Origin of the sequence: Roseovarius sp. W115, assembly GCF_032842945.2 — a bacterium.
Classification (GTDB): Bacteria; Pseudomonadota; Alphaproteobacteria; order Rhodobacterales; family Rhodobacteraceae; genus Roseovarius; species Roseovarius rhodophyticola.
In genome coordinates, this window is sequence record NZ_CP146607.1 from 13319 (window position 1) to 26762 (window position 13444).

Below are 13444 nucleotides of genomic sequence, written 5' to 3' on the forward strand. Positions count from 1 at the left end.
TAACGATAATGGAAATGTTATCGAACGCCACGCTTCAGTTCTTTAGACGCTCGTTCACACCGCGATGCCGATGACAGCAAAGGCTTGACTCGGGTCTTATTAAGGTAGTTGCGCAACGTGACTGATGACGAGAATTCTCTTTACTTGTAAAACTTCTTCGCCTGCGGATGGTCTTTGATTTGCTCGGGCCTGTAGGGTTTCATTTCCCCAACGTGTGACACAGCTTGCGCCTTGAGCCGTTCGAGAACGGATGGATGCAGTTTAAAGATGGGCTCAACTATACGCGGCTTGCTAGGCCACTTTTTCTTTATCGGCCCGAACTTGAACATGTAGGTTTCTTCATGTTGCATGGCCGTTGGATCCGGCGATCTGACCAGCATGTCTTCATTGATCTGTATTTCCGGCACACATTCCTGCAATTCTGTGACCATCCAATCCAGGGCGATATCGCTCAGGCGCGACTCCGGTTCCAGGTAGCTGCCGCCCACGTCACTGTGGCAACCGGAAAACCATACCTGCTTTAGCCACTCGGGCTTTCGCCCTACGGTCTTTTCGGCTTCCGCTCGCATTGCCCATTTTACTCTGGGAAAGTCTTTGCGATGTTCGTCGATCGCCAGAGCATGTCGAGCGAAACGGACATCAGAATCCAACCATTTGTCGTAGTTCTTGCGATTCCAGACGGCCCGATGCCCGTTTTTCCAAATGGCCCACCAGTCACGGGCGTTGGAAATTTTGAGCGGCTTGTCAGGATCGGGTGAAAAATACTTGAACTGCGACCAACGCAACTTTGCATACCAATAGGAGGTTATGCCCAATAGGACAGCGGGTGCCAGCCAAAATAACCAATGCCAAGACAGAAGAAGAGATACTGCAATCAAGCCCGCCATCATAATCAAACCCGCAACGATTAGATAACCCACGAGTACATTGCCAAGTGCTGCAACCGTATCGAAGACGCCAACGAATGTCGGTTGCACGTTTCCCTGAACGTCCTCGTCTGCATCTGGAACGAAACTCCCGTATTTGCGCCGAAACCGTCTGCCCAACTCTTCACGGTTGCTGAAATAGGGCTCCTGCCCGCGGGGATAGCCGTTTCCATGATTGTAAACATAGTTGACGGCATCGCTCGCGATTTTCCGTAGACGATCTCCATAGCGAGGAATTGGAGAGCCGTCGGGTATTTTTGTTGGTATACCGCAGAGGTTCATGACGTTTGTCACAGCTCTTGCAGTGTAGGCGCCGCGAGAAAAACCGAATACCAGTATGCGGTCACCGGGCTCGTAATATGAGATGATCTTTTCGTAGCAGTCGATCACGTTTTCATCGATGCCCGTACCAACTGCCGCTTCAAGCGTGTTTCGTATTCGTTTGAAAGTGAGGCCTCCAACTTCTCCTGCCCCAAGACCAGCGTCGTAGAAACAAACCTGATCACTTGGTTTGATGGGCGAGGAAGGTCCCGGCCTCATCGCTCGATACATCTTATAGACATTGGATAGACGTTGATCTGGTTTCAGACCCCCCACTTGGCCGGTCCCATCAGAGAAAATCAGTATGAGTTTTGACATCTGCTTGCCCGCCCGTCCTCGTTTTGATGTATCGATTCCTCAGAAATCCATGCCTTATCAACGTGGTTTTCGTTGGCTCAACTTAATAAAAAGGATAATTCCGACTATCCTTCTAAATGGGATTGAGAGATTCGATTTCGTTACACTTATTTCATTTGTTACACATATTTCACTTGCGTGGATAAGTCCAGCCGCCATATATGGTAGAAAAAGGAGGCCAGAGAGTTATGACCGCAGTGAACACAGACGCCGCTCAGAACGAGGTTCAGGGGCTTAAAGATCGGCTCCCGACGGAGGCTGAAATTGATAGTGCAGCACATGCCGCCACAGCGATTGCCGTGGCGATGGAGCTGGATGGTGGTTTGAAAATCTCCGGCGAGAATGGCGGCCCGGTGAAGATCGCGCCAGCCGTCGGTGACCTAATTATAGAGCTTCTTGGGCATGTTAGCGCCGGGAATATGGTTACATTGGTGCCGGTGAGCGCTATGCTGACAACTCAGCAGGCGGCGGATATGCTTAATGTATCCCGACCACATCTGACAAAACTGCTGAAGCAGGGCAAAATCCGGTTCGAAGAGGTAGGAAAACATCGCCGCGTACCACTACCTGCATTGATGCAGTACAGAGAAGAAAAGGCACGTCTGCAAGAAGAGGCGATGCAGGAACTCGCGCGCCTTGGCCAGGAGTATGACCAAGCGTGAGCCATGTAGCAAATCCCTTTGTCGTCGTTCTCGACGCAAATGTCTTGTATCCCTTCCGAACCAGAGATGTTCTCTTTACCTTTGCTCAGCATGGTTTGTTTCGAGCAAGGTTCACTAACCAGATCATGGATGAGTGGACCCGAAATCTGATTGAGAATAAGCCTGAGTTGAAAGACAGTGTGCGGCGCCAGGAGCGTGTAATCAGAGAAGTCTTCGAGGAATGTTTCGTTACCGGATTTGAACCGTTGGTAAGCGGCCTTAACCTGCCGGATAAAAATGATCGCCACGTACTTGCGGCAGCGATCAAATGCTCAGCTCAAGTCATCGTAACAGAGAATAAGAAAGATTTTCCGGAAGACATTTTGGAAGAGTACAGTGTCGAAGCCTTGAGTGCCGATGACATGCTTGCAAATACTTATGACTTGTTTCCGATAGATGGAGCCCGGGCCTTGAGAGCTGTTCGTCAACGGTACGGCAATCCACCCTTCACGGCGTCGGAATTTCTTCTGGATTTGACAAAGTGTGGCATGCCGAAACTAGCTGCCATGGCACGTTCTGGGATCGAGTATCTTTAAGTTTCACCCTGTGAGTGCATCAGCCGACAGTTACGAGTAAGGACGCCTAGAATGTTTATCGCCCAGCAGATGCTGTCCCTCCTGGAACACGGAGCCAAGTCGAACATTAGGATGGCCCTTGCACAGGTGGGACTTCTGTCGCGTTGGGTAGAGACAGCAAAACTCTTCCGAAGCGTGCTGGACGATTACGAGCTCTTTACCTTCGATCAGAGCGCTTTGGTTCCAGCCTCCGACATTCGGACCGACAACCATCGCGGATTGCTGGGGATCGCCGGTCATGTAACCAGGAAGCCGAGGCGCCTCTTTATCGAATGCTCACAATCCGATCTTGAGATCACGATGCCCCAGTTCGAGTTCAACTATGCGCTGCCTCCGGAGGAGCGGACAGGCAGATACGGGATTATAAAACGCCGGGGTGTCGTGATGGACATTCATGGAAATGGCACCTGCACGATCCAGACCATCAATCGCTCGGAATTCGAAGTAGAAAAGCGCCGAATGTTGAATGAGGGCCTCTCGCGAGAAGAGGTCAATTTTATCTCCAATATGGTGCAGCTTTCGCCATCCATGGGAGAGATCAAAGTTGACATGAACCGGGAGTTGGAGGTCACACATAAGGAATTCGTCTGCAATCTTCCCAAAGACCTCTCTAAGGCCGAGATCGAAGCCGAGTGGGCTCGCTACCAGGTCGATGAGAGATTTTGGGCGCAGACAAGTGAAACGACCTTGAACACGGACTATGCGGGCGGATTTCGCCCGCTCGAAGATCACATGGTCGAGTTGCTTGGCATCTTCCAGGCCGGGATCGCGATGGCGGCAGTGCTGGAGCTCAAGGGTACCGAGCAAACCCCCAGACCAGTTGTTCTCCCCCGTAAAACCGGCTCCGGCGCCAAGCGTCGTGTGCAAAACGGAACAAACTTAACCCAGGGCCCCCGGAAGAGGTCGATCAGCATCGTGACCATGCACCTTAGCGAGGAGATCCTGATTTCCATGAGAAACCGGGAGGATCGCGTTCCGAGGGACCCGCCAGCAGAAGGCCAAGGCACCTCGCGAGCGCTTCACTATGTCCGGGGCCACCTGTTCCTGGCTCGCAATGGACAGATCGTCTACCGAAAGCCCCACTTCAGGGGTCGGGCGGGACTCAGAACCCTTACTAAGGTTGTCGCTTGAAGCAAAGACTAAGGCTCGCGTCGCGTAAATGGCGATAGTAGCCGAGGAAATCGCCGGCCGGAACGGTCACGATAATGGCCCCGCTTATGATGATCGATTGGGGTGTGCTCACCGGTCCAGTTGTCTGCTTTCTTGTTGGTAGGTAAAGAATTCTACCGCTAACTCGACAAACCGCAGGTGGTAATCAGAATTCAACATCAGGTCCTGTTTGCACAGGACGACGGTTACTTCGTTTCAGTCAGGATAGCGAACGCTGGTCGAACTGCAATGCATGAGTATGTCGGAACGATTACGATGTATGGCATTGAGGACGACAGTATTGTCGATCCATGCAAGTCAGCAGTGAACATAAGTCTTCATGAGCCCACTCGGAAACGGCCTTAGCTGCTCTGGGCGCAAAGCGAAAGATCGCAGATCAATGAAAGCGCAGTGAAGGTTGCCCTCAAAAAAACCAACAATCGAACTTTCAGGAGACCCGGTACGCTGTTCCATTGCCGGAATCCACCTTACTCCTCGTGGATAGATGGTCCCAAATGCGCAGACGTAAGACAATTCCCTAATGGACTTTTTTTACGCATTCAGCGCTCCATCCGTATCCAAAAAAATAGCAACTTCACAGAGGCGCATTATCGAGATGGGAGGTGTTGGCCTCTATCTAGATAGAATTGAAGATTTTGACACGAGCTTGACTCGAATGCTCAATTGAAGAATTCTTCGGTCTGCGCGGCAGAGGTTTAAACTTAGCATTTCACCAGCAATTAACCGAACAAGGCCTCACTCTTATTTAGGCTTTGCCTAAAGATAATCTTCAACCTGGTGTTCCAGACATGAAAACAAAAAAACGGTCTCCGAAGAAAACACGAGTGACGTCCAGCCATTGGGGTGCCTTCGAAGTTATCACAGAAGGCAATCGGATTGTCGGCACCCAGCCGTTCGCTCACGATCCAATTCCCCCGCAAATTCCTGACATCGTTCCCGCCGCAGTGCATCACCGCTCGCGTGTCACACAGCCTTCGGTTCGCCGCGCTTGGCTCGCGCAGCGCGACAAGCTGCTACGTGGCAGAGACGAATTTGTCGAACTGCCATGGGACGAGGCTTTGGATATTGCTGCAGCCGAGTTGGACCGGGTGCGAACGGAGCACGGCAACGAAGCTATCTTCGGAGGCTCCTACGGGTGGGCGTCGGCGGGCCGGTTTCACCACGCGCTCAGCCAGGTGCATCGATTCCTGAATACTATGGGTGGCTATGTTTCCTCCTTCGGAAGTTATTCCACAGGTTGTGCCCAAGCGATCATGCCGCATGTGTTTGGTGTTAAATTTCTCAAATACACTTATGGGTCACAGCATAGTTGGCGCACCATCGCCCGGCATACCGAGACGCTGGTGATGTTCGGTGGGATTAATCTTAAAAACTCGCAAGTCAGCATGGGTGGGATCACGGAGCACGAGACAGCCGACTGGTTCAAGCGGTTTGCCGAAAAGGACGGGATGCGCTGCATCAATATAGGCCCGCAGCGTAGCGATGCTCCCGAAGGGTGTGAGTGGCTGCCGCTGCGCCCTGCCTCAGACACCGCCCTGATGCTGGCACTGGCCTGGGTGCTGGAAAACGAAGGATTGGTGGATCACGATTTTCTCGCGCGCTACACAACCGGATACGACCAGTTCCGACCTTACCTGATGGGAGAGGTGGACGGTATCGCCAAGACCCCCATTTGGGCAGCGCCACTTTGCGGGATCGACCCGGAGACGATCGTTGCACTGGCCAGGCGCATGGCGCGCACGCGCACATTGATCGCCGTGGCCTGGTCACTGCAACGGGCCGAACATGGCGAACAACCTTATTGGATGTCCGCCGTCTTGTCGGCCATGTTGGGGCAGATCGGTCTGCCTGGAGGCGGTGTGGGCTATGGATATGGGTCGATCGGTGGGATCGGCAAATCCCTCAACCGACTCAGCGGTCTGGCGCTAGACCAAGGGCAGAACCCGGTAGCTCGAGTAATTCCCGTGGCGCGGATCGCAGACATGTTGCTCAATCCTGGGCAACTCTTTGATTTTAACGGTCAGCGAGAGCCGTATCCTGACATACGTTTGATATATTGGGCGGGGGAAATCCCTTTCATCACCATCAAGACCTCAATCGCTTACACGAGGCCTGGTTGCGGCCCGAGACAGTCATCGTGCACGAGCCGTGGTGGACCGCCACTGCGAAGCGGGCCGATATCGTCTTTCCGGCCACTACCCCTTTTGAAAGGGAGGATATCGGGCGGGCAAATCTGGACAACTACCTGTTCTTTATGCCGCGCCTGATCGACCCGGTGGGCGCGGCGCGCAATGACTATGACATCTTTGCGGACTTGTCCGATAGACTGGGTACGCGAGAGGTCTTTACCGAAGGGCGCGATGTTGAGGGATGGCTACGCCACCTTTATGGAGACTTCAGGTCTGCGGCGGTCGAGGCCGGAATTGACCTGCCTGATTTCGATGGTTTGCGTTCGCGCAATTGGATGCACCTGCCGATTACGCCGGACGAGGATGTGCCGTCCGTCCTGTCGCGCTTCCGGGAAGACCCCGAAGGCCACCCGCTGACCACACCGTCAGGCCGAATTGAGCTGTTTTCCGAAACTGTGGACGGATTTGGTTACGAAGATTGCCCAGGGCATCCGGTCTGGTTACCGCCCTCGGAATGGCTGGGAACTGCGACTCGGCAGGCCCCACTGCATCTGGTGTCCCCGCAACCGGGTGACAAGCTGCACAGTCAAATGGAGGCCGCCTTGGCGGATGTTGAGGGCGCGCGGCCAGAGCGGATCGTGATCCACCCCGAGGATGCGCACGCGCGTGGTATTGCCATGGGCGATTTGGTGCGGGTGCACAATGCGCGTGGGGCGTGCCTGGCGCGAGCTCGGCTTTCGGATGACATTCGGGAAGGGGTGGTCGCACTGCCGACAGGTGCCTGGTATGGTGATCCGGGTGAAAACACTGATCCTCAGGGCAACCCCAACGTTCTGACGATGGATGTGGGGACCTCGTCGCTGGGACAGGGTTGCAGTGCGCACACCGCGCTGGTTGAGGTTAGCCTGTTGGAGTGATCAGGTCTAAGGATTCGTCATCCGGGGTGTTGCGCAGTCACGATGTCCGACAGAAGCGGCATCATCATTTTGAAAAGCTCGGCCTGAGAAGAGATCTGACACTTGCGATACAGCTGCTTGCGGAACACCTTGACCGTTTGTACGCTAATTCCGAGGCGGAGGCTGATTGACAGGGACGAGTGCCCCTTGAGAATGAGCAGCGCTACTTCCGCCTGTCGCGGGCTGAGTGACACGCCGCGTTTCCCCACCAGATGCCCGCGCAAGTCATGTTGCAGGCTCACATCGCTTTCGGGTTCACCGCTGCGGTAGTCCCGCCAGTGCTTTTCACACAAGGCGCAGACCACCGGGGAGAGCCGGCGCGCGGCGTCAATCTCACGTTTGGTAAAACGTCGGGACGAGGTGGCATCGCGACCGATGCTGATCTGGATGGAGAAATCGGGCCTTGGGTAGGTGGCAAAGACAAGCTCGTCGACCAAAGTGGTTTGTTTGAAATAGGTTGAATAGTACCGAGTTCGTAAGAATTGATCCGGAGCCACATCCGACAGCGCATAAAGACCGGGCGACGCACCATCCAGGTACAAAGTATAGAACGGATCTAGAAGGTATGCTCCGGCAAGGTAGTTAGAATCCAGTTTTTCATGGACCTCGGGTGCCATCGAGTTGCGATAGAGCGCCTTAGGGGGACGGTTGGCCGGGTAGACGAGGATCGTGTTGTTATCTGTGCGCACAAATGTCTCAAGCCATTTAAACAACGCCTGTTCGAAGTGATCGCCATGCAGGTTCGCAATTAGATCGCCCAGACGTTTCATGCTGGTGTTCCCGAAGCACAGATGCATACCCCTTTGGGGTTATACCCCTTCATACACCCATGAGTACACTTTTCAATACCTTGGGGGTGGTACGAGTGTGCCCGGTTTTCGGCAGCGATACTCGGCGGCCTTCCCGGGCAAAGAGACACCAAGGGAGGGCCAGCCAATGAAGCTTAATGCAACGACGGACGACATTCTGTCGGCGGACAATCACCTGATTCAATCCTTTTGCGATCTTGATGCTTTGAAGCAGAACACAGCCCGCACCGTGATAAACAGAGCAGAGGGCGCGTTTGTCTATGACAGCGACGGAAATGAATTGATTGACGGCATCGCGGGGTTGTGGTGCGTTAATGTGGGTCACGGGCGTCAAGAATTGATTGACGCAGTGACGCAACAACTTGGTCAACTGGATTACTACTCCACTTTCTACAATTTCACGCACCCATCGGCGGCCCATTTGGCCCAAAAGATAGCCGACCTTGCCCCTGCAAGCCTGAATCATGTCTATTTTGCCAACTCTGGGTCAGCCGCGAACGACTCAGCCATTCGCATCCTGCATCACTACAATGAGCGGCGAGGCAAGCCCGACAAGAAACGCGTCCTCAGCCGCCACGGTGCCTATCATGGCTCGACCTACCTTGCGATGGCAATGACGACGCCGGCCTTTTCTCAAACTTGGAGCAGCGCCAGCGACCTAGTACATCACCTCCGTTCGCCGCATCATTGGCGCGAGGGGGGCGGCATGACTGAGGCGGAGTTTCTTGATGCGCTGATGGAGGATCTGGAGCAATCAATCGCACATCTCGGTGCGGACAACATTGCGGCCTTTATCGCCGAACCGATCATGGGCGCGGGCGGTGTCATTGTGGCTCCAAAAGGCTATCATGTACGCTCCGCCGAAATTTGTCGCGCTAATGACATCAAGTATATCTCAGACGAGGTGGTAACGGCCTTTGGCCGCCTCGGGCACTTCTTTGCGTCGCAAGAGATGTTTGGTGTTGAGCCAGACATCATCACCTCGGCCAAAGGCCTGACATCTGGTTATCAGCCACTGTCAGCGACAATTATCTCGGATGAGATTTACGAAGTGATTTCTGCCCCGGGGGAGAAATTCTTGCACGGTTTTACCTATTCGGGCCATCCGGCAGCATCGGCAGTAGCTCTGGCCAATATTGAGGTGATGGAACGCGAAAAGCTGCCCGAACAGGTTCGAACCACCGGTAAGCAATTTGAGAGTACGCTGCGTGATCTCGGTGAATTGGATATAGTGGGCGAAGTGCGTGGCAGCCATTTCATGATGGGCATCGAACTCGTTAAGGATAAGGCCACCAAAGTTTCGTTCGATGACGATGTCGAAATCGGGGGTAAGGTAGCCGAGGCGGCGCAAAAACGCGGATTGATCGCGCGGCCCCTAGGCAACAGCTTGATCCTTTCACCAACACTGGTCATGCAGCCGGACCTGATTGAGAAAACAGGTGACATCCTGCGCGAAAGCATCACCGCTGTTGCCAAGACCGTCGGGCACTGAGCGCACAGCCTCAAGACAGACAAACAACAACAAAGGAGCTGTTATGCATTTTCACGCCGAAACAACGTGTTCTCGAAAGACTGGATGGGTGACCTCTGAGCTGTATTATTGGCACGACACACAAAACTGGTGCGGATTCATGGAGCCGAGTCTCGAGCTACAACCGGGTCTTCATTTTGAGAATCCCGAGACCAAGCGGCGTTTGCACAATCTGGTAGAGGCGACAGATCTTGCGCCTAAGCTGCATGCCTTTCGACCTAGGAAAGCATCAGATGAAATTATTAGAACGATCCATCCGCAAAGCCATATCGACCATATCGCGGCGGTCTGTGCTTCAGGCGGGGGAGATGCGGGTCAGCTGACACCGGTTGGCCCGGCCAGCCTTGATATCGCGAGGCTCGCCGTGGGCGGTGTGGTCGCCGCAGTCGACAACGTGCTAACAGGCGAATGGGACAATGCCTATGTTCTGTGCCGCCCTCCTGGGCACCATGCATTACCAGACGTTGCAATGGGGTTTTGCCTGTTCGCAAACGCTGCCATTGGCGTGAAATACGCCATGAATGTCCATGGCATTAAGCGCGTGGCTACGATTGACTGGGACGTGCATCACGGTAATGGCACCGAGACGATCTTCTATGATGATCCGTCGGTTTTGACGATTTCACTCCATCAAAACAACCTGTTCCCGCTGGATTCCGGCCCGATTGAGGCGTTGGGTGAAGGTGCGGGCAAAGGATTCAACCTGAACATTCCTCTGCCTCCAGGCACCGGCACTGGCGGTTACATACACGCCTTTGAAGAAGTGGTGATCCCGGCGCTGGAAGATTTCAAACCCGAGTTGATCATCATTCCCAGCGGTTTCGATTCTTGCGCGATGGATCCCTTGGGCATGCAGATGCTGAAATCCAGCGACTATGCCTTGATGACAACGCGCCTCATGGAAGTTGCGGACAAACACGCCAAGGGGCGGATTATAGTCACCCATGAAGGTGGCTATTCACCACAATACGTTCCCTATTGCGGTTTGGCTGTTCTCGAAGCGCTGTCCGGTACCAATAAGACATTCGAAGATCCTTTCAACGAATTCATCGGGTCTTACGGAGGTCAGACCATTAGTAAGGATCAGGAAGCCCTGATCCAAAGTGTCAAAGACATATTCTTCAAAACTTAAAAACTCAACAGAGGAGATCAATACAATGACAAAAGAAACACCGACCAAAATCCAAACGTCGCGCCGCAATTTCCTGCGCGGTGCGGGTGCCGTCACCGGATCAGCTGCGATGCTCGCCGGTCTCAACAGTACGGCCAGTGCGCAAGAAGGTGACCCGATCATCATCGGGTGCCCGGCCCCTCTGACCGGCATAGTTGCGGCAGACGGAATTGAATTTCGCAACGGTCTTGAAATGGCAGCGGAAGAAATCAATCAGGCGGGTGGTATTCTTGGGCGTCCCGTCGAGCTGGTCTTCGTAGACACTGAAAGCAAGGGTGACGACGTCGTAATCCAAGCCGCACAGCGTTTGGTCGATCGCAACAACGTGAGTGCAATCATCACTGGCTACAACCTTGAAACTGGGACTGCGATTCATGACATCGCAGCGGATGCCGGCATCCTCTATCTGCACGCGATGACAGTGGCAGTCCACGACGAGCTCGTGAAATCCGACCCCGACCGGTTCTGGGGCACGTTCCAAATAGACCCACCAGAAACCATGTATGGTGATGGGTTCCTCAAATACCTTGGTCAGATCGAGGAAAAGGGTGAATTTAAGCGCCCGAACAACAAACTGGCCATCATCAATGGTCCAGGCACTTATTCCGGCAACATCGCCAACGCCATCAATGAGGGCGCGTCGGAGTATGGCTACGAGATCTCGCTGTTTGACACAGTGAAGGTGCCGGTGACGGATTGGGGCCCAACACTGGCGAAATTGCGCGCAGACCCTCCTGCGGTCATTGCGATCACGCATTTCTATCCGCAGGACCAGGCACAATTCATGAATCAGTTCATGGCTGATCCGACTGACAGCCTTGTTTACCTGCAATATGGCGCATCGCTTGCCGCCTTCCGCGACATTGCCGGTGAAAATTCCGTCGGGACGATCTACGCCACTGTGATCGGCGCTCTGCAAGACGACATCGGCAACGCGTTTTCGAGCGCCTACAAAGCCAAGTTTGGCGACAACTCGTCGCCAAACAGCGGCGGTCAGACCTATCAGGCGCTGCATGCATATGCTGTTGCAGCAGCTTTGGCCGGTGGTCCGGGCGCTCCTTACGATGAAGATCAAAACCGGGCCGTGGCCGAGCGGATGCATTCCCTGATCTATCGTGGTCCAATGGGTACGCTGCGGATCCATGCCGAAACCCAATCGGCCGCGTCCTATCCCAATGAGACCAACGATCCGTCGCTCGGAATGCCGCATGTGTTCAGCCAGATTCACGACCCGGCGAAGGAAGGTGTGCTGATTGCGCCAGCACCGTATGACAAGTCGCCGTTCCAGACGCCACCCTGGATGAAAAGCTGACCCAGTTGGACAGCGGGCAAGATACCGTTCTGGAGTGTCGTGGCGTTGTAAAACGCTACGGTGCTCTGGCTGCTGTGGATGGTGTTGATTTCAACGTTAAGGTAGGGGAATGCGTTGGTATTGGCGGCCCTAACGGGGCTGGCAAGACAACTTTCTTCGACTTGATTAGTGGTCTTACACCGGTGACGGACGGTACGATTACATACAAAGGGTCTGATATTGTCGGAACTGCCCCACACTTACTTTGCCACCGGGGACTTGCCCGCACGTTCCAGCTCAACTCGGGTTTTGACGATCTGAGTGTGTATGAAAACGTCCTGGCCGCGCAGGCCTTCGGACGGCGCAGCGCGGGCGGTATAGTATTGGCCCACAAGGCGGACCATGAGGCGGCACGGCGCATTCTGGCTGACATCGGGCTCGAATGTATTGCCTCAGAGAAGGTGGCAGGTGTTTCTGTTCTGGCCCGCAAGAAACTAATGGTGGCAACTGCGTTAGTGAATGAGCCCGACATCATTCTCTTGGATGAACCAGTAGGAGGGCTGACGCCGCCCGAGATTGAGGAATTCATTGCGCTTGTACAGCGATTTAAGGCGCGGGGGTTGACACTAGTTTTCATCGAGCACGTGATGCACTTTCTGATGGCCGTTGCCGACCGCGCCATGATCATGCATCAAGGACAGATCATCTATGATGGATCCCCGCAAGGGTTGAGCACTGATAAGACAGTGACTGAGGTGTACTTGGGTTCCGCCGGGATCGGAGGTGCCGATTGAGCACTCTTCTAAAGGCAACAGATATCGTATCGGGTTACCTGAATCGGCCAGTGCTTCATGGTGTATCGCTCGAACTGGCAGCCGGCGAAGTACTGGCTTTCATAGGGCCAAACGGCCACGGCAAGACCACGCTCTTGCGCACATTGTCTGGCTTTGTGCCATTTCGAAGCGGAGAATTCGAGTTTGACGGTCAACGTCTTGAAAAAGCATCTGTTCATGACCGCGTCGGGGCAGGTTTGGTGCATGTACCACAAGGCGACCAGCTGTTTGCTGAAATGTCGGTCGAAGAGAATCTTTTGATGGGATCCTATTTGCTTAGGGATGGTGGTGAGATCAATCGCCGGCTGGACCAAGTCTTCACCCTTTTTCCAAAACTCAAAGACCGCCGTGGCCAGATGGCCAACGGGCTGTCCGGCGGCGAACGGCGCATGGTGGGGATTGGGCGTGGTCTAATGGCTGACGCCAAACTGTTGATGCTGGATGAGCCATCGCTTGGTCTCGCCCCTCTCCTGATCGAACAGATCTACGAAGCTCTGGGGGCTTTACGGGCAGAAGGTCGCTCATTCCTGGTGGTCGAAGAAAATCCCAGCCGTCTGTTGAATTTTGCCGACCGGTTTAGCTTAATGGATGCAGGGCATATCGTCTGGTCCGGCAACGCACAGGAAGCGCGCGCCTCTTCCAATATTCTGAAAACCTACCTGGGAGGGCACTGA

General features: G+C 54.1%; 11 protein-coding genes and 1 pseudogene. 10 read left to right on the forward strand and 2 right to left on the reverse strand.

Annotated features, from left to right (window positions below):
• Window positions 1-140: 140 nt before the first annotated feature.
• The gene (locus RZS32_RS18440) at window positions 141-1565 is read right to left on the reverse strand and encodes a DUF2235 domain-containing protein (protein WP_317054342.1); all 1425 of its coding nucleotides are present in this window, start codon (window positions 1563-1565) and stop codon (window positions 141-143) included.
• Window positions 1566-1792: 227 nt separating this feature from the next.
• On the opposite strand from RZS32_RS18440, the gene RZS32_RS18445 reads away from it, so the two are divergent.
• From RZS32_RS18445 to RZS32_RS18465, 5 genes and pseudogenes are all read left to right on the forward strand, one after another.
• Window positions 1793-2266 (forward strand): helix-turn-helix domain-containing protein, encoded by a 474-nt coding sequence (locus RZS32_RS18445; protein ID WP_317054341.1) that lies wholly within the window; start codon window positions 1793-1795, stop codon window positions 2264-2266.
• Window positions 2263-2841: a PIN domain-containing protein gene (locus RZS32_RS18450; RefSeq protein ID WP_317054340.1), complete on the forward strand. Its 579-nt coding sequence runs from the start codon at window positions 2263-2265 to the stop codon at window positions 2839-2841. The genes RZS32_RS18445 and RZS32_RS18450 overlap by 4 nt, the downstream gene beginning before the upstream one ends.
• 51 nt (window positions 2842-2892) lie before the next feature.
• Window positions 2893-4011: a hypothetical protein gene (locus RZS32_RS18455; RefSeq protein ID WP_317054339.1), complete on the forward strand. Its 1119-nt coding sequence runs from the start codon at window positions 2893-2895 to the stop codon at window positions 4009-4011.
• Between the two features lie 827 nt (window positions 4012-4838).
• A pseudogene (locus tag RZS32_RS18460) lies at window positions 4839-5900 on the forward strand (molybdopterin-dependent oxidoreductase); the annotation flags it as partial.
• Between the two features lie 266 nt (window positions 5901-6166).
• Window positions 6167-7096 carry a molybdopterin dinucleotide binding domain-containing protein gene (locus tag RZS32_RS18465; protein ID WP_317054337.1) on the forward strand — a complete coding sequence of 310 codons (930 nt, stop codon included), beginning with the start codon at window positions 6167-6169 and terminating at the stop codon, window positions 7094-7096.
• Window positions 7097-7113: 17 nt separating this feature from the next.
• Here the strand turns inward: RZS32_RS18465 and RZS32_RS18470 are convergent, their stop codons facing one another.
• Window positions 7114-7905, reverse strand: a complete 792-nt coding sequence (locus RZS32_RS18470; protein WP_317054336.1) for a helix-turn-helix transcriptional regulator — start codon at window positions 7903-7905, stop codon at window positions 7114-7116.
• Between the two features lie 166 nt (window positions 7906-8071).
• Between RZS32_RS18470 and RZS32_RS18475 the strand changes: the two genes are divergently transcribed.
• The 5 genes from RZS32_RS18475 (at window position 8072) to RZS32_RS18495 (ending at window position 13444) form a co-directional block, all read left to right on the forward strand.
• Window positions 8072-9436: an aminotransferase class III-fold pyridoxal phosphate-dependent enzyme gene (locus RZS32_RS18475; RefSeq protein ID WP_317054335.1), complete on the forward strand. Its 1365-nt coding sequence runs from the start codon at window positions 8072-8074 to the stop codon at window positions 9434-9436.
• A 139-nt stretch (window positions 9437-9575) separates the two neighbouring features.
• Complete coding sequence (locus RZS32_RS18480) at window positions 9576-10607, forward strand: class II histone deacetylase (protein WP_317054334.1); 1032 nt, start codon at window positions 9576-9578, stop codon at window positions 10605-10607.
• Window positions 10608-10632: 25 nt separating this feature from the next.
• Window positions 10633-11958 (forward strand): ABC transporter substrate-binding protein, encoded by a 1326-nt coding sequence (locus RZS32_RS18485; protein WP_317054333.1) that lies wholly within the window; start codon window positions 10633-10635, stop codon window positions 11956-11958.
• A gap of 5 nt (window positions 11959-11963) precedes the next feature.
• Window positions 11964-12731 (forward strand): ABC transporter ATP-binding protein, encoded by a 768-nt coding sequence (locus RZS32_RS18490; protein ID WP_317054332.1) that lies wholly within the window; start codon window positions 11964-11966, stop codon window positions 12729-12731.
• Window positions 12728-13444, forward strand: a complete 717-nt coding sequence (locus RZS32_RS18495; protein WP_317054331.1) for an ABC transporter ATP-binding protein — start codon at window positions 12728-12730, stop codon at window positions 13442-13444. The genes RZS32_RS18490 and RZS32_RS18495 overlap by 4 nt, the downstream gene beginning before the upstream one ends.

What these genes read in the sequence shown, in the direction of transcription:
- RZS32_RS18440 (WP_317054342.1), bottom strand. Translation starts at nt 1,565, where the DNA reads ATGTCAAAACTCATACTGATTTTCTCTGATGGGACCGGCCAAGTGGGG.
- RZS32_RS18445 (WP_317054341.1), top strand. Translation starts at nt 1,793, where the DNA reads ATGACCGCAGTGAACACAGACGCCGCTCAGAACGAGGTTCAGGGGCTT.
- RZS32_RS18455 (WP_317054339.1), top strand. Translation starts at nt 2,893, where the DNA reads ATGTTTATCGCCCAGCAGATGCTGTCCCTCCTGGAACACGGAGCCAAG.
- RZS32_RS18470 (WP_317054336.1), bottom strand. Translation starts at nt 7,905, where the DNA reads ATGAAACGTCTGGGCGATCTAATTGCGAACCTGCATGGCGATCACTTC.
- RZS32_RS18475 (WP_317054335.1), top strand. Translation starts at nt 8,072, where the DNA reads ATGAAGCTTAATGCAACGACGGACGACATTCTGTCGGCGGACAATCAC.
- RZS32_RS18480 (WP_317054334.1), top strand. Translation starts at nt 9,576, where the DNA reads ATGGAGCCGAGTCTCGAGCTACAACCGGGTCTTCATTTTGAGAATCCC.
- RZS32_RS18485 (WP_317054333.1), top strand. Translation starts at nt 10,633, where the DNA reads ATGACAAAAGAAACACCGACCAAAATCCAAACGTCGCGCCGCAATTTC.